24 protein-coding genes are annotated in these 23,822 nt (G+C 64.3%); 4 read left to right on the forward strand and 20 right to left on the reverse strand.

What is annotated here, in order from left to right; translation table 11 throughout:
* Positions 1-64 precede the first annotated feature (64 nt).
* A complete protein-coding gene (locus BSL82_RS01400) occupies positions 65-796 on the forward strand; it encodes a hypothetical protein (RefSeq protein WP_158010600.1) in 732 nt (243 codons plus the stop codon).
* A 24-nt stretch (positions 797-820) separates the two neighbouring features.
* Here the strand turns inward: BSL82_RS01400 and BSL82_RS01405 are convergent, their stop codons facing one another.
* The 7 genes from BSL82_RS01405 to ectA all read right to left on the reverse strand — a co-directional run bounded on the left by BSL82_RS01405 (position 821) and on the right by ectA (position 8,078).
* Positions 821-2,209, reverse strand: coding sequence for an MFS transporter (locus BSL82_RS01405; RefSeq protein ID WP_072595696.1), 1,389 nt, complete (start codon positions 2,207-2,209; stop codon positions 821-823).
* Positions 2,210-2,224: 15 nt separating this feature from the next.
* Positions 2,225-3,472, reverse strand: coding sequence for a mechanosensitive ion channel family protein (locus BSL82_RS01410; RefSeq protein ID WP_072595697.1), 1,248 nt, complete (start codon positions 3,470-3,472; stop codon positions 2,225-2,227).
* A gap of 17 nt (positions 3,473-3,489) precedes the next feature.
* Complete coding sequence (locus BSL82_RS01415; RefSeq protein WP_072595698.1) at positions 3,490-4,716, reverse strand: MFS transporter; 1,227 nt, start codon at positions 4,714-4,716, stop codon at positions 3,490-3,492.
* Between the two features lie 96 nt (positions 4,717-4,812).
* Entirely contained in the window at positions 4,813-5,730 is a 918-nt protein-coding gene (thpD, locus tag BSL82_RS01420; protein ID WP_072595699.1) for an ectoine hydroxylase, read from the reverse strand.
* A gap of 38 nt (positions 5,731-5,768) precedes the next feature.
* Positions 5,769-6,161, reverse strand: a complete 393-nt coding sequence (locus BSL82_RS01425) for an ectoine synthase (protein ID WP_072595700.1) — start codon at positions 6,159-6,161, stop codon at positions 5,769-5,771.
* 14 nt (positions 6,162-6,175) lie between these two features.
* Complete coding sequence (gene ectB / locus BSL82_RS01430; RefSeq protein WP_072595701.1) at positions 6,176-7,486, reverse strand: diaminobutyrate--2-oxoglutarate transaminase; 1,311 nt, start codon at positions 7,484-7,486, stop codon at positions 6,176-6,178.
* 22 nt (positions 7,487-7,508) lie between these two features.
* Entirely contained in the window at positions 7,509-8,078 is a 570-nt protein-coding gene (gene ectA, locus BSL82_RS01435) for a diaminobutyrate acetyltransferase (protein WP_226998552.1), read from the reverse strand.
* 209 nt (positions 8,079-8,287) lie between these two features.
* On the opposite strand from ectA, the gene BSL82_RS01440 reads away from it, so the two are divergent.
* Together BSL82_RS01440 and BSL82_RS01445 are read left to right on the forward strand one after the other, a co-directional pair.
* The gene (locus BSL82_RS01440; RefSeq protein WP_072595702.1) at positions 8,288-8,767 is read left to right on the forward strand and encodes a MarR family winged helix-turn-helix transcriptional regulator; all 480 of its coding nucleotides are present in this window, start codon (positions 8,288-8,290) and stop codon (positions 8,765-8,767) included.
* 220 nt (positions 8,768-8,987) lie between these two features.
* Entirely contained in the window at positions 8,988-9,734 is a 747-nt protein-coding gene (locus BSL82_RS01445; protein WP_158010601.1) for a hypothetical protein, read from the forward strand.
* 6 nt (positions 9,735-9,740) lie between these two features.
* Here BSL82_RS01445 and BSL82_RS01450 read toward each other — a convergent pair whose 3' ends face one another.
* From BSL82_RS01450 to BSL82_RS01460, 3 genes are all read right to left on the reverse strand, one after another.
* Entirely contained in the window at positions 9,741-10,211 is a 471-nt protein-coding gene (locus tag BSL82_RS01450) for a YaiI/YqxD family protein (RefSeq protein WP_072595704.1), read from the reverse strand.
* 7 nt (positions 10,212-10,218) lie between these two features.
* The gene (locus BSL82_RS01455) at positions 10,219-11,940 is read right to left on the reverse strand and encodes a DEAD/DEAH box helicase (RefSeq protein WP_072595705.1); all 1,722 of its coding nucleotides are present in this window, start codon (positions 11,938-11,940) and stop codon (positions 10,219-10,221) included.
* A 66-nt stretch (positions 11,941-12,006) separates the two neighbouring features.
* Positions 12,007-13,194, reverse strand: coding sequence for a BaiN/RdsA family NAD(P)/FAD-dependent oxidoreductase (locus BSL82_RS01460; RefSeq protein ID WP_193408591.1), 1,188 nt, complete (start codon positions 13,192-13,194; stop codon positions 12,007-12,009).
* Between the two features lie 161 nt (positions 13,195-13,355).
* Here BSL82_RS01460 and BSL82_RS01465 point away from each other — a divergent pair, with 161 nt between their 5' ends.
* Positions 13,356-13,943, forward strand: a complete 588-nt coding sequence (locus BSL82_RS01465; protein WP_072595706.1) for a PRC-barrel domain-containing protein — start codon at positions 13,356-13,358, stop codon at positions 13,941-13,943.
* Positions 13,944-13,946: 3 nt separating this feature from the next.
* On the opposite strand, the gene BSL82_RS01470 is transcribed toward BSL82_RS01465, so the two are convergent.
* The 10 genes from BSL82_RS01470 to BSL82_RS01510 form a co-directional block, all read right to left on the reverse strand.
* Positions 13,947-16,226, reverse strand: coding sequence for an ATP-dependent helicase (locus BSL82_RS01470; protein ID WP_072595707.1), 2,280 nt, complete (start codon positions 16,224-16,226; stop codon positions 13,947-13,949).
* A 32-nt stretch (positions 16,227-16,258) separates the two neighbouring features.
* On the reverse strand, positions 16,259-16,816 hold the full coding sequence (rsmD, locus tag BSL82_RS01475) for a 16S rRNA (guanine(966)-N(2))-methyltransferase RsmD (RefSeq protein ID WP_072595708.1): 558 nt from the start codon (positions 16,814-16,816) through the stop codon (positions 16,259-16,261).
* Positions 16,817-16,823: 7 nt separating this feature from the next.
* Positions 16,824-17,585: a pseudouridine synthase gene (locus tag BSL82_RS01480; protein ID WP_072595709.1), complete on the reverse strand. Its 762-nt coding sequence runs from the start codon at positions 17,583-17,585 to the stop codon at positions 16,824-16,826.
* A 136-nt stretch (positions 17,586-17,721) separates the two neighbouring features.
* A complete protein-coding gene (locus BSL82_RS20220; protein ID WP_158010603.1) occupies positions 17,722-17,898 on the reverse strand; it encodes a hypothetical protein in 177 nt (58 codons plus the stop codon).
* Complete coding sequence (locus BSL82_RS01485) at positions 17,895-18,662, reverse strand: MBL fold metallo-hydrolase (protein ID WP_072595710.1); 768 nt, start codon at positions 18,660-18,662, stop codon at positions 17,895-17,897. Before BSL82_RS01485 ends, BSL82_RS20220 begins: the two co-directional genes overlap by 4 nt.
* A complete protein-coding gene (locus tag BSL82_RS01490; RefSeq protein ID WP_072595711.1) occupies positions 18,662-19,453 on the reverse strand; it encodes a TatD family hydrolase in 792 nt (263 codons plus the stop codon). The genes BSL82_RS01485 and BSL82_RS01490 overlap by 1 nt, the downstream gene beginning before the upstream one ends.
* Positions 19,453-21,018: a methionine--tRNA ligase gene (gene metG / locus BSL82_RS01495; protein ID WP_072595712.1), complete on the reverse strand. Its 1,566-nt coding sequence runs from the start codon at positions 21,016-21,018 to the stop codon at positions 19,453-19,455. The genes BSL82_RS01490 and metG overlap by 1 nt, the downstream gene beginning before the upstream one ends.
* Positions 21,011-22,006, reverse strand: a complete 996-nt coding sequence (locus tag BSL82_RS01500) for a DNA polymerase III subunit delta' (protein ID WP_072595713.1) — start codon at positions 22,004-22,006, stop codon at positions 21,011-21,013. The genes metG and BSL82_RS01500 overlap by 8 nt, the downstream gene beginning before the upstream one ends.
* Entirely contained in the window at positions 22,003-22,629 is a 627-nt protein-coding gene (tmk, locus tag BSL82_RS01505; RefSeq protein ID WP_072595714.1) for a dTMP kinase, read from the reverse strand. The genes BSL82_RS01500 and tmk overlap by 4 nt, the downstream gene beginning before the upstream one ends.
* Positions 22,630-22,640: 11 nt before the next feature.
* On the reverse strand, positions 22,641-23,822 hold the full coding sequence (locus BSL82_RS01510; RefSeq protein WP_072595715.1) for a D-alanyl-D-alanine carboxypeptidase family protein: 1,182 nt from the start codon (positions 23,820-23,822) through the stop codon (positions 22,641-22,643).

A 23,822-nucleotide genomic window follows, 5' to 3' on the forward strand; every position in this document is an offset into this window, starting at 1 on the left:
CGGTCGCGTCCTTGAACGCCCCGTTGCGGTGGATCTGGAATAAATACGAACCAGAGGAATTCAGATGAATAAATTTTTGTACGTTCCGCTTATGTTGGCCGCGCTCGGCGCGACGGATGTCGCATTGGCCCAGACGCCAGCCGCTTCTCAGGAGGCAGGCAAGGTCACGGCGGGTGCAACCGTGCTTGACCCAAAGGGCGGCACGGTCGGAACGATCAAGGAAATTTCAGGCGAATTCGCGGTTCTGGCGACGGATGCCGTCGAAGTCCGGTTGCCGCTCAGCTCGTTCGCGGTCGGTCCGAAAGGCCCAATTCTGGGGATGACCCGTGAGCAGGTCAATCAGGCGGCGGGCGGCGCGGCGAGCGCGGTCGACAAGTTGCTCGTAGCGGGGACGCCGGTGTCTGGCTTGCAGGGTGCGCCGGTCGGCACCATTGAGCAAGTGATGGGCGATAATGTAGTGGTGGCGACGACGGCCGGAAAGGCCACCCTGCCGCGCACCGCCTTCACCAAAGGCCCCAAGGGGCTGTCGATTGGAATGACCGCCGCGCAATTGCAGGCGCAGATCGCGGGCGCGACGGCCGCGCTTTCGGCCCAGCTCGTCAAGGGCACGCAGATCCGCGACCCGCAGGGCGTTCTCGTCGGCACCATCGATGTGGTTGAAGGCGAGAAGGCCACTGTCGTCACATCCAGCGGCAAGAAGGTGGTGCTTCCCGTAAACGCGCTCGGCAGCGGCACGAGCGGCCTGGTGGTGGGCATCTCCGCCGCCGAAATCGAAAAGACTGCGGCCGGAAGCTGACGATGTTGGGAGGCGGGGTCCCGTTCAGACGGGGCGGCCCGCCTCCACATCATGTCCAAGCTGCCGCTGCGACGCTGACGTTCCGGGTATCTCGGTCCCGCGTAGCGACTGGCCCGCTGTCTCGATGACAAACGGCAGGGCGGCCATGCCGATAAGGCAGGATGCCATCATCAAATAGGCTGGCACCAGCACGTCGCCGGTAAGGCCGACCATCCATGAATTGAACGCAGGCGCAGTGCCTCCGAACAGCGATGTGGAGACATTATAGGCGATCGCCAGACCGGCAAAGCGGACCGGGGTGGGGAACATCGCCGGGAATGTGGCGGAAATGGTCGCAAGTTGCGGCACATAGAGCAGGCCCAGCACCGCAAATCCCACAATCGCACCCCACAAGCCGGTCGCCATCAGCTGGTAGAGCGGTACGACCAGCAGGAATAGCCCGCCAAGCGAAGCCCACCACATCGGCTTGCGCCCCAGCTTGTCCGACAGCGCACCGGCTGCGGGGACGAACAGCATCATGAACAGCATGCCGATGATCGGCACGTAAAGCGCTTCTTCGGTGGATAGCCCCAGACGGACCTGGAGATAGGTGGGCATGTAGCTGAGGAGCGTATAGTTCACGACGTTAAGCGCGATGACCAGCGCTCCGAGCACCAGCAGTGGCCGCCAATAATGGCGGAACAGGTCCGACAGCTCGAAAAGATGTCCGGGTTCGCGATCTCCCGCCGCCTCGACTTCGCGGAAAACGGGTGTGTCCTCAATGTGCGACCTTAGATAGAGCCCCGCAAGCCCGAGCGGCGCGGCCACCAGGAAGGGCAGGCGCCAGCCCCATTCGTGCATGGCTTCATCGCCGAGCAGCAGCGCGAAACCCAGCATCAGCAATGCGCCGAGCGAAAAGCCCGCGAGCGTCCCCACTTCCAGAAAGCTGCCGTAGAAGCCTCTTTTGTCGTCGGGCGCGTATTCGGCCATGAAGGTTGCGGCCCCGCCATATTCGCCGCCGGTGGAAAATCCCTGCACCAGTCGCAAAACTATGAGCAGAATTGGCGCCCATCCGCCGATGCTTTCATATGACGGCACCAGCCCGATGCATAGCGTCGCGCCAGCCATCATCAATATGGTGAGCGCCAGCACGGTCTTGCGGCCATAGCGGTCGCCCAGCGGTCCCCAGAACAATCCGCCGAGTGGCCTCACCAGAAACGAGATCGCGAAGGTCGCCAGCGCGAACAATGTCGCCTCGCTGGTGGAGCCGGGAAAAAGCGCGGTCGATATATAAGCCACGCCATAGGCATAGATGCCATAGTCGAACCATTCGGTGGCATTGCCGATCGCCGACGCTGCGATCGCCTTTTTCAGGACGGCGGGCGAAGGCGGCGTTTCGCCGGGGATGGGAGCAGCCGGGGAATGGTCAGGCATGGCGCATCCTTTTCGTCATAGTGCATTCTGTTTCTGGAGAAGCGGGAACTGCCGCAGGTCCATGCCGCCCAGCTTCTGGAACAGGCGCAGGCCGAAATGCGGCATGATCGCCAGCAGATGGTCGAATATGTCGGCCTGAATGGCCTCATATTCCGCCCAGGCGGTGGTGCCGGTGAAGCAGTAGATTTCGATCGGCAGCCCGCCCGCGGTGGGCTGGAGCTGGCGGACCATCAGCGTCATGTCCTGCCGGACGCCGGGATGATGCTTCAGATAGGCCTGAACATAGGCGCGAAACGTGCCCAGGTTGGTGAGTTCACGCTGGTTGACCGGGTCTTCGCCGCGCTCCTTCAGCCCCGCGTTCCATCTTTCGATGTCGGCCTTTTTGGCGTCGAGATAGGGGCTCAGCACGGCGAAGCGCCGGAGCGCCGATTTATCCTCCTCGGTCAGGAAGGCGACGCTGTTCTGATCCATATAGAGCGACCGCATCACGCGCCGCGCGCCCGATTCGGCCATTCCCCGCCAGTTCTTGTAGGATTCGGACATCAGCCGATAGGTGGGGATGGTGGTGATCGTCTTGTCCCAGTTCTGCACCTTCACCGTGTGCAGCGCGATGTCGATGACGTCGCCATCCGCGTTCAGATCAGGCATCTCGATCCAGTCGCCGACGCGAAGCATGTCGTTGGAGGTAAGCTGAACCGACGCCACCAGCGACAGGATCGTGTCCTTGAAAACCAGCATCAGGACGGCGGCCATCGCGCCAAGCCCCGACAGTAGCAGCAGCGGCGACTGCTCCATGAGCACGGCGATTATCAGTATCGCGCTGCCGCCGAAGAGGATGATCTTGGCGACCTGGATATAGCCCTTGATCGGCCTGCTCGCCGCATCGGGCCTGCGCTGATAGAGGTTGTTGACGAGGTTGAGCCCGGCGCTGATCGCAAGCACGATGGTGAGCACGATGAACGCGCTCACCACATTCTGTGTGACGTCGATTACTCCGGCGGGGAGGTGCGGCACCAGTTGAATGCCGCGCGAGATGACGATCGCAGGCACGATGTTGGAGAGCCGCCGGACGATGGGATCAAGCTGGCCGCTGGTCACCGCCAGCGCGGCGGTGTCGAGTCCGCGCTCCAGCAGCCGGAGGATGACCTGCTTGACGACGGCATTCGCAAGCGTGGCCGCTGCGACAAGCAACGCAAGACCTGAAAGCGCCTGCGCCCAGGGGGGCAGGGTGGTCAGAAACTCAAACTCTCTGGTGAAATTCATATCTTGCGCGATGTCCGTCAATTTTCTGGTGCAAGAGGATCAAGCGAGGCTGCGGCGGGGGTGGTGCGGGGAAGTACCTGATAGCGCCGCTGCAACGCATCCGGCACGGGAGGGGCCGCCCAGATGCGAAAGCCCGCAAAGATGAGCACGATGGACGCGCAACCGGCGATGAAGAGGAAAAGCCCGCGCGGACCAAGCCCCTCCATCATCCCGGCTGCCGCCAGAGGTCCGGCCGCAGCGCCCAGCGAGTAGATGAGGATCAGCCCGCCCGACGCGCCGACCCGCTGGGTGGAGCGGAGATGGTCGTTGGTGTGCGCAACGCAGAGCGGATACAGGGCAAAGCAGGTGCCGCCGAACAGCGCGCCCGCGAGCATCATCTGATAGCGCCCCTCGGCGAATTCGAACAGGCCGATGCACACGATCAGCGTCGCGAGGAAGGTGCCGACGATGACCCTGCGCCGGTCCACCAGGTCCGACAGGCGGCCGAGCGGCCATTGCAACGCCACGCCGCCGAGGATCGTCGCGCTCATGAACAACGCCGTACCCGCCGTGTTGAGGCCGACACCGCGCGCGAACACCGCGCCCAGGCCATAGAAGGCCCCCATCATCACGCCCGTCACCGCGGCGCCCACAAAGCCCAGCGGCGAGGTGCGGTACAACTGGGTCAGGCGCATGATCCCGCCTTCGGGACGGGAAGGGGCGGGGATGCGGGTCAGCGCCACCGGAATGACCGCGAGCGAGAGCAGTATCGATGCGGCGATGAACGGCAGGGCGGGCCATGTGTCGCCCAGGTTCAAAAGGAACTGCCCGACGGCCTGACCGGCGTAGAGCGCAATCATGTAGAATGCCAGCACGCTGCCGCGCGTGGCCGGTTCGGCGCGCTCGTTGAGCCAGCTTTCGAGGCACACGAACACCCCGGCCATGCAAAACCCTTCGGCAAGGCGAAGCATCGACCAGAACAGTGGATCCAGATGGAGCGTGTAGGAGAGCGAGGTCGCTGAAAACAGTGAGACGAAGGCGGCGAAGGCGCGGATATGCCCGGCGCGGGCAACGATCGCGAACGCAAGCATTGATCCGAACGTCAGCCCGACGAAATAAGCAGTCGCGACCAGGCCGATCAGCAGCGGCGGCGCGCCCGACGCTTCCAGCCGCAGGCTTATCAGCGTTGAAAGGAAGCCGCTGCCCGCCATCAGCATGAAAATGGCGAGCAGCAGGGTCGCGACGGGGCGGATCGTCCCCGTCATTTCCGGTCGTGACCGGCTGGCATGGCTGTCCTGTGCTTGCGTCGTTTCGCTGACATCATCGGTCTGATCTGTAGAACTCGGCCGCCGTCCGCGCTGTCAGGACGCCGCCTCCAGCAGCGTGACCTCGGGACGCTGGAGCACGGAGACGTGCTTGCGCGCCGCAATGAACTCCGGCCTGGGCGCTTCCGGTCCATAGGGAGAGACCAGACGGTTGGAGACGGCGTTATAGACGATGAAGGCATTGGCCCTCGGGAACGGCGTGATGTTGCCGTTGGAGCCGTGCATTGCGTTGCAATCGAAGATGATGACCGTTCCGGCGTTGCCGGTCGGTGCAACGATCCCGTGCTCGGCGGCAAGCTCTGCAAGGCTGTCCTCGTCCGGAACGCCATATTCCTGCTTCTTCAGGGAAGAGCGATAATGGTCTTCAGGCGTTTCCCCGACGCAGGTGAGATATTTCCGATGCGAGCCGGGAATGATCATCAGCGGTCCGTTCAGAACGGTGTTGGGGGCGAGCAGGATCGACATGGAAAGGGCGCGCATCTGCGGCATGCCGTCTTCCACGTGCCAGGTTTCGAAATCCGAATGCCAGTAGAACTCCTTCCCGACGAACCCGGGCTTGTAGTTCAGCCGCGACTGGTGGACGTACACGTCGTCTCCCAGCAGGAAGCGCGCGACCCCGGCCAGCCTGTCGTCGGCGGCGAGGCGCGCCATCGTCCCGCTCTGCTGGTGGATCTTGAAGATCGACCGCACTTCCCGGCCGCCCGGCTCGGTGATCACCGTCTCGTCCTCAAGCGCGGCCGGATCGGCAAGCAGCTTTGCCGCCGAGGTCTGGAGCGCGGCGACCTCCTCGGCGCTGAAAACATTGTCGAGCACCAGATATCCGTCACGGTCGAACTGTTCGGCCTGAGCGCGCGTGATCGGCGCGCGTTCGTCCCAACTGCTGTGCACCACTGGGTCCAGCCGGGGGAGGATGCGAGGGGCGGCCTCGCGCCGGGACGGGTAAAGATCGGTCATTTCATTCCTTCTTCCGGAGTTTGCACCTTGCGCCGCGCTCAGGCAGCTGCGGCGGCGGGGCGATATGCGCCTGTCTCGTCGTGGACTTCATTGCCGGTCACCGGCGGGTTGAAGACGCAGGCCGTGACCAGTTCGGTCTCGGCGCGCAGCGTGTGCCGGTCATGCGCGTTCAGCGCATAGAGCGTGCCGGGGGCAAGCTCGTGCCGTTCCCCCGTCGCCAGATCCTCCACGCTCCCCCGACCGCTGATGACGAACACGGATTCGACGTGATGTTGATAATGGAACGTCCATTCGCCACCGGCCTGAAGCGTGGTGATGTGGAAGGAAAAACCCATGCCGTCCTCAGCCAGAAGCATGCGGCTGCTTTCCCATCCCTTGTCACTGACGCTGCGGTCCGTACCGCGAATCTCTTCGAGCTTCCTGATGAGCATCGCGACCCTCCTTCTTACTCGGCCGCCATGCCGAAGACTGGCGTCATGGCGTCGCGAACAGCGCCTTCCACAATGTCGAGACCGGCGGAAAACACATCGTCGTCGATGGTCAGCGGGGCGAGGACCTTCACAACCTCGTCATGCGGCCCGCTGGTTTCGATGATGAGGCCCTTTTCGAAGGCCGCGCTGGTGATCACCGAGGCAAGCTCGCCCGAGCCCACATCGATGCCCTGCATCATGCCCCGGCCCTTGACCGACATGCGATCGGGATCGGTCGCCGCGATCGCCTTCAGCCGCCGACCGAGCAGCTCCGCCCGGCGCTTCACGTCATTGGCGAAATCGTCCGTTTTCCAGAAATGCCGGATGGCGGCCGTCGCGGTAACGAAGGCGTGGCAGTTGCCGCGGAAGGTGCCGTTGTGTTCACCCGGCTCCCACTTGTCGAGATCGGGACGGAACAGCGTCAGCGCAAAGGGCAGGCCCATGCCAGACAGCGATTTGGCCAGCGTCACGATGTCGGGCTTGATGCCCGCTTCCTCGAAGCTGAAGAAGCCGCCGGTGCGCCCGCAACCCGCCTGAATGTCGTCGATGATGAGAAGCGCGCCCTGTTCCTTGGCGATGCGGGCGATCTCCCGCAGCCATTCCGGCGAGGCCACGTTCAGCCCGCCTTCGCCCTGGACGGTTTCGACGACGATGGCGGCGGGCGCGTCGATCCCGCTGGATGGGTCGTTGAGCCGCTGCTCCAGCAGGTCGGCGGTGTTCACGTCCGGGCCGTAATAGCCGTCGAACGGTTCATGGCTGACATGGCTGAGCGGCACGCCCGCGCCACCGCGCTTGCCGGCATTGCCCGTGCAGGCGAGCGCCCCCAGCGTCATTCCGTGAAATCCGTTGGTAAAGGCAATCACATGCTGGCGACCGGTCACCTTGCGCGCAAGCTTCAGCGCCGCCTCGACGGCGTTGGTGCCGGTCGGCCCGGTGAACATCGCCTTGTAGCGCAGCCCGCGCGGCGCAAGGATCGTCTTGTCCAACTCTTCAAGGAAAGCCGCCTTGGCTTCGGTATGAAGGTCGAGGCTGTGGGTCACGCCGTCTCCGGCGATATAGTCCATCAGGGCCTGTTTCAGGACCGGGTGATTGTGACCGTAATTCAGCGTGGAGCAGCCTGAGAGGAAGTCGAGATAGCGTCCGCCCTCCGCGTCATGCATCCACGGCCCTTCGGCGCGCACGAACTGGCGCGGCATGGCGCGGGAATAGCTGCGCACGCGGGATTCAAGCCTGTCATAGACCGAAATGTCGGAGGTGCCCGCGGTCGGGGCCGGCGAAAGTGTCATGGTCTCTCCTTGCGGATGGTGATCAGAATGTGAGGCTGGCGGTGTCGAGCGGGCCGATGGAAATCAGCTCCTCGCTTTCATGCGCACCGCCAAGGTGCCTTTCGCGGTCGAAACAGGGACGAATTTCGAGGTCCAACCCCTGCTGCCGGGCAAAGTTCGCGAACATCTTTCGCGAGCCGCGATTGGAAGGGGTGACGGTCGTCACCAGCCGGACGGCGTCGAACACGGCGGGAAACTGGAACAGCGCGTTGAGCATGGCGACGCCAAGCCCCTGGCCGCGGGCGCGCTCATGAACGGCGACCTGCCACACGAACATGGCTTCCGGGTCGTGGACAAGGCGATAGCCCGATATCCAGCCGCTGATCTCGCCATCGCGCTCGGCAAGCACGCAGGTTTCGGCGAAATGCGTGCACTGCAGAAGGTTGCAGTAGAGAGAGTTGGTATCCAGCGGAGGGCAGGCGGCGATCAGATCATGAATCGCCTGCGCGTCTTCCGCCACAGGATTCCGGAATGAGAAATCCGGCAGCCGGTCGGCGATAGCGAAAGCCGACCGGCGGACGACACTTGCGTCCGTGTTGCCATTGTCCTTCAAGGTTATTCCCCGTTTATACTTTGGTGTTTTAAACATATTGGACTGCGGCATGTCAGCCGCCGGACAGCCATATAAGAGGAAATCGGCCAATTTTCAAGGCGTATCGGGAAAATTGAGGCGTCTAGCCGGGCGAACTTGGTCGGATTTTCCTTTAAATACCGAAGTAAATTGCGGTTGTTACGCGCTCGGCTTCGCGCTAGCGCGGAAGGATGTTCGAACCCCGCACCGAGTCCGCGCTGCGCGCAATCAGAAGGCTGCTCCGCGCCGCTGAAATGACCGAACGGCAGCTTGCCTCCGCGACCGGACTTACGCCGTCGCAGCTTGTCGTCCTGCAGGAGGTTTCCCGTCATGGGGAGACCACCGCAGGCGCGATTGCATCAGCCGTTCAGTTCAGCCAGGCGACAGTGACCAATCTCGTCGACCGGCTGGAACAGCGTGGCTTCGTCGCGCGCAGCCGCCGCGAGCGGGATCGTCGCCAGGTCTGGGTTTCGATCACGGCGGAGGGCAGGGCCGCGCTTTCTTCAGCGCCGGACATGATGCAGGACCGGTTCCAGAGCAGGTTCGACAACCTTCCCGATTGGGAACAGGCAATGATCGTGGCCATGCTGGAGCGGCTCACCGGCCTTTTGAACGCCGATGGGATTGATGCGGCTCCGGTCATCGACGCCGGGCGCATCGACCGCCCCTGACCGCCGAAAATCCGATCCGATTACCCGGCGGAAGATCAGCGGCTATCCCGATGGGCCCGAGTCGTTTTGCCCCAGCCGGATCGCGCTAAAAATATCTCGCGATTTCAATTTGATGAACAATGTTGTTGAAGAGCAACAGTCAAGAAAAAATTCTGATCTTCGGCCAAAAAAATGTTAACCTCGTGCGGTGCAGGGGGCTTTGCGTTTAGGCGAGGTTCACATGTCGAGAACACCTTGGGCGGCAGGCGCCGCTACCGGTATGCTTATGCTTGCAACCGCACTGGAAGCACAAGCTCAACCAACCTGCTGGCACAGCTATGAAATCGAAGCGGCGCGCGTGCGCGACCTGCAAACGATGCTGATGATGAGCGCGCTCAAATGCGGCAGCGCCGGTGGAACCCTGGAGAGCCAGTATAATGCATTCGTCAACAAGAAGCGGCCGCTGCTGACCGGACACAATAATGTGCTGAAAGCACGGTTCATGCGCGAAAGCGGGATCGATGGCGGCCAGAGCGCCTATGATCGCTTCACCACCGGTCTGGCCAATAGTCACTCGGCGCGCGCCCAGTCGGTCAATTTCTGTGACATGGCGGGCACGCTGATGACTCTCGCCGCCGGATCGACCGATGAGGAACTGTCGACGCTGGCGCGCAGCTTTTCCGAAACGCCCTTGGGCGTTGGAGAAAGCTGTCCGGTCAACATGGCTGCGCCTGCGATGCCGGCCACTCCAGCGGTGCCTGCCGCTCCGGCAGCCGCGCCGGTGAAGCAGGAAGTAGCTGCTGCGCCGACGCCGCAGTCGGCAGCCGACGCGCTGGCCGCAGCCGCGGTCGCCATGCAGGCCGCGGCATCGGCGATGAAGGCGGAACAGGCTGCCCGGCCGTCTTCGCCTGTCGTGGCCGCGGGGGCTGAGGATGCGCCGCTGGAAGTCGTACAGGACGCGCCTGTCGTACCGCCGACCGAGCTTTGAAGGCGTTCAGGCGGGGGGGCGTCGTCTGATCTGATGCACCGCCTGGTCAAGCGCGGAGAGAAAGCACGAGCGGGCCGCCTTTGAAAAGGGCCGTGGTCCGCCGCTGACTTCGCCCATCGCGCGAAGGTCGGCCATCAAGGCACGTTGCGCCACCGCCTGCCCGATGGAGGCCATGTCGAACGGCCGTCCATTGGGCGCGAGAACCGTTGCGCCGGATTTCACGCAGCGCTCGGCGAGCAATATGTCCGACGTGACCACAATGGCGCAGGGCGACGCATGTTCGGCGATCCAGTCGTCGGCCGCATCGAATCCGCTGCCGACGATCACCCGCTCGATCAGCGGCGATTGCGGCACCATCATGAAGCTGTTGGCGACGATGCGGACGTTCAGCTCGTATCGCCCGGCGACGCGATAGACCTCGTCCTTCACCGGGCAGGCATCTGCATCGACCAGTATTTCGGGCACCGTCACGGCCATGCGCGCATCACCGCCGGGCGGCAGGTCGTCCGCCGGGCTTGCCGCCGGGTCTGCCGGTCGGACGGAAGCGGTCGGGGCCTGGCTTGGGGCGATGCTGCCGGGGCGGCAGTCCCGCGCCCTGCGGCAAGGGCTCGATCGCCACGCCATCGTCGGACTCGCCCGTGCGCTTCAGCGCCGCCACGAACTTGCCCGCGATCGCGCTGGGAATCTCAAACCGGGTTTCGCGGTCGAAGATGCGAATCGCGCCCACCTCATGCTTGGTGATATGGCCTCGGCGGCAGAGCAGCGGCAGGAGCCAGCGCGGGTCGGCGTTGTTGTTGCGCCCGATGTTCATCCGGAACCAGACCGTGTCCTCAAATCCTGCGCGCGGCCCGCTGTCGCGGACGTTGCGTCCCGCCTGGCCGCCGCCCGTATCCGGTCCGCTGTCGAACAACTCTTCGGGAGCGGGCAGCCGCTGGCGGTGGACGCGGATGAGCGCTGCGGCGATTTCCTCGGCGCTCCGCTGCTCCAGAAGCTGGCGGGCCACCACCAGATCCTCTTCCGCGGCATCTCCTGTCTGCGATACCGATTCAAGCAGCCGCTCCTGGTCGCGGGCGCGGATCTCATCGATCGAAGGCGGCGCAACCCACTGGGCGTTCACCCGGGCGGCGCGAAGCATTCCTTCGGCGCGGCGGCGCTTGGGGTAGGGGACCAGCAGGATGCAGATGCCCTTTCTGCCGGCGCGGCCTGTCCGGCCGGAACGGTGCTGGAGCGTTTCGGCGTCGTGGGGCAGTTCGGCGTGGATGACGAGACCGAGGTCGGGCAGGTCGATGCCGCGCGCGGCGACATCGGTCGCAACGCAGACCCGCGCGCGCCGGTCGCGAAGCGCCTGAAGGGCATGGTTGCGCTCGCTCTGGCTCAATTCACCCGACAGCGCGACGGCCGCGAAGCCGCGCTCGACCAGGCTGGCGTGCAGCCGCCGAACGCCCTCGCGGGTGGCGCAGAATATCATCGCGCCGCCCGCCTCGAAAAAGCGCAGAACGTTGACGATGGCATGCTCTAGGTCGCCGGGCGCGATGCGGATTGCGCGGTATTCGATATCGCCATGCGGCTGGTCGCTGCCGATGGTGGCGATCCGCAGCGCATCCTTCTGGAACCTTTTGGCAAGCGTGACGATCGGCTTCGGGAGGGTGGCCGAGAACAGCAGCGTGCGCCGCTCCGCCGGGGTGGCGTCGAGAATCTCTTCCAGATCGTCCCGAAACCCAAGGTCCAGCATCTCGTCGGCCTCGTCCAGGACGACGGCGCGCAAATGGGTGGGCACAAGGCTTCCACGCTCGAGATGGTCGCGCAGACGGCCCGGTGTCCCGACGACGATATGCGCGCCCTGGCCAAGGGTGCGCTGTTCGCGCCGCATGTCCATGCCGCCGACGCAGGAGACGACCCGCGCGCCGGCCTTTGCATACAGCCAGTCAAGTTCGCGCTGCACCTGGAGCGCAAGTTCGCGCGTGGGCGCGATGATCAGCGCCAGCGGCTCCCGGGCGGGCGGCAGCCGCTCCGCCTCGCCAAGCAATGTGCGGGCCAGCGCAAGGCCATAGGCGACGGTCTTGCCAGAGCCCGTCTGCGCGGAAACCAGCAGGTCGCGGTCGTCCGCTTCGGCTTTCAGCACCTCCGCCTGAACGGGTGTCGGCTCCGCATAACCGCGATCGGCAAGCGCCTGGGCGATCGCAACGGGGAGACTGGCAAAGGACATGATCGATAAGCTTTCGGGAAGGGGGAGTGACGGTATGACATGCCGCCTATAGGCTTGGTTCCCCAATCACAAGGTCGCTTGGCTGATTGCGTCGCCCGCGCTCCACCCGCTGGACCAAGCCCATTGGAAGTTATAGCCGCCGAGCCAGCCGGTGACATCCACCGCCTCGCCTATAAAATAGAGGCCTTTGACCATGCGCGCTTCCATCGTCCGGGAGGAAAGCCCCGCGGTATCGATGCCGCCTGCGGTCACTTCCGCCTTTGCATAGCCTTCCGTTCCGGTGGGCGTGAAGCGCCATTGCTTGATCCGCTCGGCCGCCGCCGCAAGCTGCCGGTCGGGCATGTTGGCAAGCTGGCCTGAAAGTTCAGCCGCCGCCGCAAGGGCCTGCGCCAGCCGGTTCGGCAGAAATTCGGCGAGCACACTTCGCGCCTCCGCCTTCGGGCGGATATGCTTGGCCGACTTCAGCCGGTGAAGAACGTCGATGTCGGGCGCGAAATCCAGCGAAATGGCCTCGCCCGGCCGCCAATAGGATGAAATCTGGAGGATCGCCGGGCCGGAGATGCCCCGATGCGTGAAGAGGGCGGCCTCGCGGAACCGCTGCTTGCCCGTGGAAGCGACCACCTCCGTCGCTACGCCCGCCAGTGCGGTGAACGGCGCCATATCCGGACCGAAGGTAAGCGGGACGAGGGCCGGGCGCGGCTCGACGACACGCAGGCCGAACCGGCGCGCGATATCATAGGCAAGGCCGGTCGCGCCCATTTTGGGGATGGAGGGGCCGCCTGTCGCAACCACGAGCGCGGGGGCGGAAAAATCGCCGCCATGGGTGTGGACGACAAAGCCGTCGTCATGGTCGACGCCCGAGATATGATGACTGGGGCGGACGTCGACACCGCCTGCCGCGCACTCGTCCAGCAGCATGCGCAGGATGTCGCGCGCCGAATTGTCGCAGAATAGCTGTCCGAGCGTCTTTTCATGCCAGGCGATCCCGTGGCGCTCGACCATCTTCAGAAAATCATGCTGGGTGTAGCGGCTGAGCGCCGACTTCGCGAAGTGCGGATTGCTCGACAGGAAGCAGTCCGGCGACGAGTTGAGATTGGTGAAATTGCATCTGCCGCCGCCCGAAATCAGGATCTTCGCCCCCACCCGGTCGGCATGGTCGAGTAGAAGGACATTCCGGCCACGCTGGCCGGCGGTCAGCGCGCACATCAGCCCGGCGGCGCCCGCGCCGAGCACGATCACATCATATTGCCGCACGGCGGAGGAGGGTCAGCCGAGCATCTTGCGGGCGACGCCGCTGCGCGTGGCCGCAGTGTAGCGATCGATCATTGGCCGGCGTCCTCGCGATCATGTCCCATGTAACTCCCGTGCAGGTACAGCGTTCTGTCCTGAAGGAGAAGACCAGCAGGGAGAAAGCGATGGAACAGGCCGTCCAGTGGATCGCTCCGGTGACGACGTCGATAGCGGCCGTGATGGTCGCGCTCAACGGCGGGGCGCGGTTGACCGGCTATGGCTTTATCGTGTTCGCGATCGGGTCGATCGCATGGTCCGCCTATGGCTGGATGACCGCTCAGGATAATCTGCTGATCCAGAACCTGATCCTGCTGGCCATCAATCTTCTGGGCATATGGCGCTGGCTGGGGCGGACGGCGCGCTACGAGGAGGGGGCCGAAGCGGCGTCAGAGGAAGCGGAAACGCCGATGGTCTCGGCCGCAGCCCTCGCCGGGCTGGACGCGGTCGACAGGGAAGGGGAGCGTATCGGTTCGGTGGTGGATGCGATGATCGCCTGCGACAGCGGCCGGATGGCCTATGCCACCGTCAGCGTGGGCGGGGTAGGCGGGGTGGGCGAGAAGCTGTTTGCGGTTCCCTGGCGCGACCTGCGCATTTCAACCGACAGGGTAGAGGTGAACAGTCTTGCATCCCGGCTGCATCGCGCATCGGGAGTGGAGGCGGATCATTGGCCGGGCAGTGCGGGCAAGGACTGGGACCGGCCGGCGGCCGAATGACCGTCAGGCCTTTTCGATGAAGCTGTCGAGCACCCGCTTGCGGCCGCTATGGTCGAAATCGATCTCCAGTTTATTGCCTTCTATCAGTGCGATATGGCCGTAACCGAATTTGGCGTGGAAAACGCGGTCGCCCACCGCGACATCGTCGCGCCCCTTCGATCCAAGGCTGACGGCGCTCGCCTTTGCCTCGATGATCCGGGTTCCGGATGCGCGGTTGAAGCCGCCGCCGCTCGCCCGTTGCCAACCCGGCCCGCGCCCCGCGCCGCGACCTGCATGGGCGAAGGGGTCCGGCTGCTCGGAAAACTGCGAGCGCCATAGCGAAGCGCCGCCCGACATGCTGGTTTCGACCTCGACATGCTCCGCCGGAAGCTCCGCAATGAAGCGCGAGGGAATAGACGATGTCCATTGGCCGTATATCCGGCGGTTTGCTGCGTGCATGATCCACGCCTGACGCCGCGCCCGCGTGATCGCGACATAGGCGAGGCGGCGCTCCTCCTCCAGGCTGGCGTTCCCGCCTTCGTCGAGCGAGCGCTGCGAGGGAAAGACGCCTTCCTCCCATCCCGCGAGGAACACGGTGTCGAACTCAAGCCCTTTGGCCGCATGGATGGTGAGGATCGTCACCTTCGACGCGCTGTCGTCGGCGTCATTGTCCATCACCAGCGCCACATGATCGAGAAAGGCGGAAAGATTCTCGAACTCTTCCATCGCGCGGGCGAATTCGTTCAGATTTTCCAGACGCCCCGTGGCTTCCGCCGAACGATCGGCCTGAAGCATGGCGACATATCCCGACTCCTCCAGCAGCAGCCGGGCGAGGTCGGGGTGGGGAAGGGTGTCCGCGTTCGACCTCCAGCGCGCGAGATCCGCGACCAGATTGCCAAGCGAACGCCGCGCCTGCGGCGTCAGTTCGTCGCTGTCGACGATCCGTGCGGCGGCCGTCAGCAGCCCCGTGCCGGTGGCGCGGGCAAGCGCATGGACCTTTTGCACCGCCTTGTCGCCAAGCCCACGCTTCGGCGTGTTGATGATGCGCTCGAACGCGAGATCATCGTCCGGCTGGGCGACGACCCGCAGATAGGCCAGCGCATCGCGGATTTCGGCCCGCTCATAGAAGCGGAAACCGCCCACGATCCGGTAGGGCAGGCCGATGGAAATGAAGCGGTCCTCGAACTCGCGGGTCTGGAACTGGGCGCGGACCAGGATCGCGCAATCCTCCGCCCGGCCGCCGCCGGCGATATGCGCCTCGATCCGTTCGCCGACGAAGCGGGCCTCTTCCGGACCGTCCCACACGCCCATGACGCGGACTTTTTCGCCGGCCTCTCGCTCGGTCCACAGGGTCTTGCCGAGCCGGCCGCCATTGTTCGCAATCATGCCGCTGGCCGCACCGAGAATGTGCGGCGTCGAGCGGTAGTTCTGCTCCAGCCGGATTACGGTTGCGCCCGGAAAATCCTTTTCAAACCGCAGGATGTTGGCCACTTCTGCGCCACGCCATGAATAGATGGACTGGTCGTCGTCGCCCACGACGCAGATGTTCTTGCGCGTTTGCGCAAGCAGCCTCAGCCAAAGATATTGGCTGGTGTTGGTGTCCTGATATTCGTCCACCATCAGATATTTGAAGCGCGCCTGATACCCCTCCAGCACCTCCCGATGTGTGCGGAAAATGACGAGCATGTGGAGCAGGAGATCGCCGAAGTCGGCTGCGTTCAGCGTCTTGAGCCGGTCCTGATAGGCCCTGTACATTTCCTGCCCACGGCCATCGGCATAGGCATGGCTTTCATCGAGCGAAAGATCGGCGGGCGTCCAGCCGCGGTTCTTCCACTTGTCGATCAGACCCGCCAGCAACCGCGCGGGCCAGCGCTTCTCGTCGATATTGGCGGCGTTGATGATCTGCTTCAGGAGACGAAGCTGGTCGTCGGTGTCGAGGATCGAGAAATTGGGCTTCAGCCCGACCAACTCGGCATGGCTGCGGAGCATTCGCGCCGCGACGGAGTGGAACGTGCCGAGCCACGGCATGCCTTCCACGGCGTCGCCGATCATCCGTTCCACCCGGTGCCGCATTTCGCGCGCCGCCTTGTTGGTGAAGGTGACCGCAAGGACTTCAGACGGCCATGCGCGGCGCGACGCGATGAGATGCGCCAGCCGGGCGGTGAGGGCGGCCGTCTTGCCCGTGCCCGCGCCCGCCAGCATCAGCACCGGGCCTTCGGTGGTGAGCACCGCCTGCCGCTGCGGCGCGTTGAGGCCCTTCAGATAGGGATCGCTTTGCGAGGAGAGGGGAAGGGGCTGATTCACCTGTGAACAGTTAGGGAACGGGGAGAGGAGACTCAAGCCCTGGCTTCGGCAGTGTAGCGCAGCAGGTGGAGCCTTGCCTTGCCATGGTCGCGCACCGCATCGACGGCGAAGCCCGCCACATCGACGTTTTCGTCGCGCGCGGTTTCAAGCGACACCCATGCGCCGTCGGCGATCCAGCCCTTGGCGACCAGGCGGGTGAGGGCCTTCTGCCCCAGCCCGCTGCGATAGGGCGGGTCCAGCAGGAGAAGGTGGCACGACTCCCGCGCCGTCATCATGGCCTCGACAGGCTGGGCGAGGATCTGGGCGGCGGCAGCGGCGGCCAGTTTCTCTATGTTCGATCGCAGCGCCTTCAGGGCCAGCGGATCGCTTTCAACGAAGGTGCAATGCGCCGCGCCGCGCGAGAGCGCTTCCAGCCCAAGCGCGCCGGTGCCCGCGAACAGGTCCGCCACGCGAAGCTCCTCGAAGCTCCCGAGCCTGCTTGCGAGCATGGAGAACAGCGCCTCGCGCACCCGGTCGGCGGTAGGGCGGGTTGCATCACCCGAGAGTGGAGCCAGCGGCCGTCCGCGCCACTTGCCGCTGATGATCCTCACGCCTGCCTCATGCCTTCAATGTCGCGCGCAAGCGGATGACCTCTTCGCGCGGGACTTCCCAGATCTTGCCCTGGGGCAGGTCGGCCAGTTCGAACGGGCCATAGGCAACCCTGATGAGGCGGGAAACCTCCAGCCCCAAGAACTCCAGCACCCGGCGGACCTCGCGGTTCTTGCCTTCGGTCAGCTTCATCTCGACCCAGGCGTTTCGCCCGGTCCGGCGCTCCATGTTCGCGTCGATCGAGCCATAGCGGATGCCTTCGATCTCGATACCGTGGATCAGTTCCTCAAGCTGCGCCTGGCTCACCTCGCCAAAGACACGGGCGCGATAGACGCGCTCGACCCCTGATGACGGAAGCTCCAGCGCGCGTTTCAGCTCGCCGTCGGTGGTCAGCAGCAGCAGGCCTTCGGTGTTCATGTCGAGCCGGCCGACGGGCATGAGGCGCGGCAGTCCGTCCGGCAGGCGGTTGTATATCGTCGGCCGGCCCTTGGGATCATTGGCGGCGGTCAATACGCCCGGCGGCTTGTGGAAGATGAACAGTCGCGCGGGCGCAGGCGGCTTCACCGGCTTGTCGTCGACCGTTACGCCTTTCAGCGAATTGAGAAGCGTGGCCGGTGTTTCCACCGGCTTGCCGTCGATCGCGATCCGGCGGTCTGCGATCATCCGTTCGACCTCGCGGCGCGAGGCAATGCCGGCGCGCGCAAGCAGCTTTGCGATGCGCTGCGGCTCTGAATGGCGGGCGCGAATGATCGCGCTTGGTGGCTTGCTCATGCGGACGCCATTGGGCCAGGAGCCCCTGATTGGCAAGCGTTCGGCCAGAAAGGGGGCATCTCTGTTGGTAAACCCTTTAGTCTGATAATATATATTATGTTAAATGATAACCGACAAAGCGCGTAGCAAGGCCCCCTCAGTGGGAAAGCCCCAATGTGGCGGCTACAAAGATGGCTGCGGCGAATATCAAAGCCCAGGTGATCGCCATGCGGATCATCGGGCCATAATTCATGCGGCGCACCACCAGTGCACTGCCGACCAACACCAGCAGCAACACGCCATAGACCAGCCCGAACGCCTGATCGCTGTTCATTTCAACACCACGACCATGCCGTCGTATCCCGGCACGACATTCGGCGGCAGTTCGCCCGCCAGCGTCTCATAGTCCATCGACTGGTCCATATGCGTCAGCACGGCGCGAACCGGCCTGACCTTGCCCACCCATTCAAGCGTCTGGGCGAGATGCGGATGCGTCGGATGCGGTTTGCGCCGCAACGCATCGACGATCCACACGCCACACTCTTTGAACAGTGACGCAGACTCGTCCGTCAATTCATTGAAATCAGTTGAATAACATGCCGAGCGCGATTGGCAGTCGAACCGGATACCGGCCGAGGTGATGGGACCGTGCGGCTGATCCACCACCCTGACCCTGAACGGCCCCAGCGCGAGTTCGTCGGGCAGCAGGTGTCCCTTGACCGAAGGCGGATAGCCGTCCTTGCCTTCAAAGGCATAGGCGAACCTTTGTGCCAGCGACGCCAGGGTCGGTTGGCGCGCATAGACGTCTACCGGACGTCCGCGCACATGAAAAAGCTGCCGCAAGTCGTCGATGCCGTGACAATGATCGGCATGGTCATGGGTGTAGATGACTGCGTCGATCCGCCCGATGTCGGCTGCAAGCAGCTGCTCCCGCAAGTCCGGACCGGTGTCGACGAGGATCCGGTATCCGTCGGCCTCCGCCATTATCGACGCCCTGGTCCGGCGGTTCCTGGGGTTCAGCGGGTCACATACGCCCCAGTCGTTGCCGATCCGTGGCACACCCGACGACGTGCCGCAGCCAAGCAGCCGCACCTTCATCAGCCTATCGGCTCCGGAGGCTGCGCCTTCCCGAACAGCCGGTAGAAGTTCTCTGCCGTGCTCTGGCAAAGCGCCTCCACCCCTTCCCCGCGCAATTCGGCGAGAAAGCGGGCGGTATGCGTGACAAATGCCGGTTCACAGGGCTTGCCGCGCTTGGGAACCGGGGCGAGGAAGGGCGCATCGGTTTCTATCAGAAGCCGCTCGCCGGGCAGGCGCGACGCCGTATCCTGAAGGTCGCGCGCGTTCTTGAACGTCACGATCCCAGATATGGAGATAAAAAGACTGAGTTCCAAAGCCTTGTGGGCGAAATCCTGGCTGGCGGTGAAGCAATGGATCACGCCGGTGAACGCGCCCTTCCTCATTTCTTCGGCGAGGATGAGGGCGGTATCCTCCTCCGCATCGCGCGTGTGGACGATCAGCGGAAGCCCGGTCTCGCGCGCTGCGGCGATATGCGCCCGAAAGCTCATCTGCTGACGCACGCGGTCGCTGTGGTCATAGTAATAATCGAGGCCGGTCTCGCCGATCGCAACGACGCGCGGATGATCGGCCGCATCGACCAACCGCGCCGTGTCCATATCGGCGTGGGCGTCGGCCTCGTGCGGGTGGATGCCGACGCTCGCCCACACATCGGGTTCGCGATCGGCGACGGCGATCACCTCGCCCCATTCCCGCTCGCGCGTGGAAATGTTGAGCATCGCCGTCACGCCCGCCTCACGTGCGCGGTCCAGCACTCCCTGCTGATCTTCCACCAGCCCCTTATAGTTCAGATGGCAATGGCTATCGACCAGCATCAGCCTGCGCTTTCGGGCAGTTCCAGCCGCGGGAAAACCGGTTGGGGCGGCGATAATGTGAATCCCGATTTCGCCAGGCGCTCATACCACCCTATGTCGGAAAGCGCGTTTGTGTTCCGTTCCGCATCGGGCACGCCAAGCTGGTCGAGCAGTCTGGCCGCCGACGCGGGGATCACCGGCGAGATCGTGATCGCAAGGTCACGGATGCAGGTAAAGAGCGTGGCGAGCACTACCCTCATCCGCTCGGGATCGGTCTTTTTCAACGCCCAGGGCGCCTGCGCATCGACATATTGATTGCAGGCGAACACGGCGCGAAGCCACGCCTCGATGCCGTGCGAGAATGCCAGCGCCTCGAACTCGCGCGGCACTTCCACGCGGCAGGCATCCGAGACACGGGCCAGCAGCGCCCGATCATCCTCGGTCTGCTCTCCGCCATAGGGCAGTTCGCCACCGCAGTTCTTGACGAGCAGAGAAAGGACACGCTGGGCAAGGTTACCGAAGCTGTTCGCCAGTTCGGCATTGGTCCGTGTTACAATGGCTTCGTCGCTATAGCTCCCATCCTGTCCGAAGGAGACTTCCCTAAGCAGGAAATAGCGCAACTGATCGACGCCGAACGCTGCCGCCAGTTCAAGCGGGTCCGCGACATTGCCGACCGATTTCGACATTTTTTCTCCCCTGTTGAGGAGAAAGCCGTGGCCGAACACCTTCCCGGGCAGCGGCAGCCCCGCCGACATTAGAAAGGCGGGCCAGTAAACGGCATGGAAGCGCACGATGTCCTTGCCGATGATGTGGAGATCGGCAGGCCAGAATTTCCGGTAACTCTCTGAATTCGTGTCCGGATAGCCGACGCCCGTCAGATAGTTCGTCAGCGCATCGACCCAGACGTACATGACATGGCCTGGGCTGCCGGGAACGGCGACGCCCCAGTCAAAGCTCGTGCGCGAGATCGACAGGTCCGACAGTCCTCCTCTGACGAAGCTCATCACTTCATTGCGACGGCCGTCGGGTTGGATGAACTCCGGGTGCGCCTCATAATGCGCCAGTAGCCGGTCGGCATAGGCGGAAAGGCGGAAGAACCAGCTTTCCTCCACGGTCCATTCCACCGGCGTGCCTTGGGGGGAGAGCTTTGCACCCCCCTCTCCCTCTGTCAGTTCCTTCTCGTCGTAAAAAGCCTCGTCGCGGACCGAATACCACCCCTCATAGCGGCCGAGATAGATATCCCCATTCGCCTTCATCGCCTCCCACAGCGCCTGGCTGGCAGCATGATGGGCAGGCTCGGTGGTGCGAATGAACCGGTCATATGATATGTTGAGAGCGTCATCCATTTCCTTGAAATAGGACGACATTTCATCTGCAAGCGCACGCGGCTCCACGCCGCGCGACCGGGCCGCTTGCGCCATTTTCATGCCATGCTCGTCGGTGCCCGTCATGAAGAACACGTCGCGGCCCTGCTGCCGATGGAATCGGGCGATCGCGTCGGTCGCTATCGCTTCATAGGCATGGCCGATATGCGGCCTGCCATTGGGATAGCTGATTGCGGTGGTGATGAAAAAGGGATCAGCCATAACGGGCGGCTTCTGGTTCCGATGATTTGTCGAGAGCCGCGAGCAGCCCGGCCAGCTCGAAGACGACACTCTGGGGGTCTAGCGAGAGCGGAACCGCGCTCGCGGCCAGGTCGCGCGCCTTCTCCCACAGCGACAGGGCGCGCGCAAGCGGCTGTCCGGTCAATGTCCGCGCCCTTTGCGCGATATGTGCGGGCACCAGCTCCAGAAAGGCTTCATAGCGCGGTTGCGCGGCCTTCAACGACAGCGAACGGGACAATGCCGTTTGCGCCGCCGCGGCGGCCTGCCCCTTTCCCTCGATCGTGGCAATTGCTCCAGCCAGTCCGGCAATGTCGAGCCCGGCATAGCGCAGCGCCTTTCCCGGCACCCCCTCCGCGATCCGAAGCAGGGCCGCCAGTTCGGTTTCGGAAATATCCGGCCGCTCCATGGCGATCACCTGCCGGATCTGATCGTCGGGCAGCGGCTGAAAACGCATCATCCGGCAGCGTGAGCGGATTGTCGGCAGCAACCGGCCCGGCGCATGGCTGACAAGCAGGAAGATCGTCGCGGGCGGCGGTTCCTCCAGGCTCTTGAGCAGCGCATTGGCGGCGGCCCGCGCGAGATCGTCTATCGAATCGACTATGATCGCCCGCCAGGGCGAAAGCGCCGGGGTGGATTGCAGCAGCGGCTGCAATGCGCGCACCTGATCGATCGAGATTCCGGCGGCGCGGTCGCCGGTGCGCTCCCTCACCTCCCGCTCCAGCACGCGCATGTCCATATGGCTGCCCGCCTCGATCAGATGGGCGGTCGGGTGGCTGTCCGGCACATCCAGCCGGCTTTCGTCCACGGCGGGGCCGGCCGCGCTGGCAAGCACATGGCGCGCGGCCGCATCGGCGAAGCGGCGTTTTCCTAGCCCTTGAGGCCCGGCGAGAAGCCAGGCGTGGGGCATGCGGCCGCTCCGCCATGCTTCCAGAAAGGGCTCTGCCTGCTCCTGGTGGCCGATCAGGCTCATTGCAGCAGCGGGGCTACCAGCGCGCGGATGCGCCCGGTCACCTCCTCCGCCGATCCTGACGCGTCGACTTGCCGGCACCGGACGGGTTCCGCCTTCAGCCGAGCCTGAAAGGCCGCGTCGATCCTGCGGTGGAAGGCCGCATCGCGTGCGCCGAACCGGTCAGGCCGGCCGCCGTCCCGCGCAGCCGCGCGCCGTGCGGATTCCTCCGCGTCCAGCGTCAGGACCAGCGTCAGGTCGGGCCGCAGCCCGCCCGAGGCGATATCGTGCAGATTGAGGAGAACGTCGTCGGAAAGCCCGCCTTCCCCACCCTGATAGGCAAGCGTGGAGTCGAGAAAGCGGTCGCAGATCACCCATTTGCCCGCCGCAAGCGCGGGACGGATCAGGCGCTCCACATGGTCGGAACGGGCGGCGGCGACCAGCAGCGCCTCGGTGGTGACGCTCCAGCGGTCTTCGCTTCCCCCCAAAAGCAGGCCGCGAATGGCTTCCGCTCCCGGCGTGCCGCCCGGTTCGCGCGTGGCGACGGCGCTTGTTCCCTGGCCGGAGAGCCAATCACAGAGCAGGCGGGCCTGGGTGGATTTGCCCACCCCCTCCCCGCCTTCAAGCGTGATCAGCCTCCCTGCCAAGGGCTTGGCCCTCAAAAGCCGAACAGGGAGCGGAAACCGGCGCCGATCCGGTCGAAGATGCCGGCCTCGTCCACCGCTTCGGCCGCAACCAGCGGCAGACGCTGCGGCGGCATGTCGGGCGTTCGGATGACCAGGTCCGCAATATGCTGTCCCCTGGCGATCGGCGCCTTGATCGGGCCGTTATAGGCCACCGACACCTTGATTTCGCTGTTCCGCGAGGCGCGGGGAAGCGTCACTGCAAGGTCGCGCGGCGCGATCAGGGCGACCTCGCGCTTGTCGCCAAGCTGGACCTCGGCCGTCTGAAGCCGTGCGCCCTTCTTGGCGAGCGGCACGCTCTTCCAGGCGTTGAACCCCCATTCCATGAACGCCACCGACTGGGCGATCCGCTCGTTGAAGGATGAAAGCCCCGCCACCACCATCACCAGACGGCGGCCCTTCTGCTCGGCCGAGCCGGTAAATCCATAGCCCGCGGCCTCGGTGTGGCCGGTCTTCAATCCGTCAGCGCCCGCGACCCGCCCCAGCAACGGGTTCCGGTTCGACTGGGTGATGGCGGCGCCCTCCCCCATCGTCTTGCCCCAGGTGAACTCCTTCTGCCCGTAGAATTCCAGGTAGAGGTCGGGGAAATCGCGGATCGTCCGTTCGGCGATGAGGGAGAGGTCATGCGCGGTCACATGCTCCGCCGGGTCGGGCCAGCCGTTGGAATTGGTGAATACGGAATTGGTGACCCCGATCTGCCGCGCCGTCCGGTTCATTATGTCAGCGAAGGCGGCTTCGGTGCCCGCCACCCCTTCCGCCAGCACGACGCAGGCGTCATTGCCCGAAAGGGTGACGATGCCATGAAGCAGGTTCTTCACGCTCACCTGCTCGCCTGGTGACAGGAACATCGTCGAGCCTGCCGACGGGCCATGCCAATTCCGCCATGTTTCAGGCCGGACGGTGATCATCTGGTCAAGGCTCAGCTCACCCTTCCTGAGCATGTCGAAAATGACATAGACCGTCATCATCTTCGCCTGCGAGGCGGGCGGTATCCGCTGATCGGCGCTCTTGGAGAAAAGCACCTGTCCGGAAGAAAGGTCCTTCATATAGGCGATGGGCGCCACGGTCTCGAACGGCGGAGGAGCGGCAAGAACCGGCGCGGTGATCGCCGTGGTCATGGAAGCAAGGGCGACAAGGGCGGCGATACGGCGCTTCAT

Source organism: Tardibacter chloracetimidivorans, assembly GCF_001890385.1.
In the GTDB taxonomy this organism is placed as follows: Bacteria; Pseudomonadota; Alphaproteobacteria; order Sphingomonadales; family Sphingomonadaceae; genus Tardibacter; species Tardibacter chloracetimidivorans.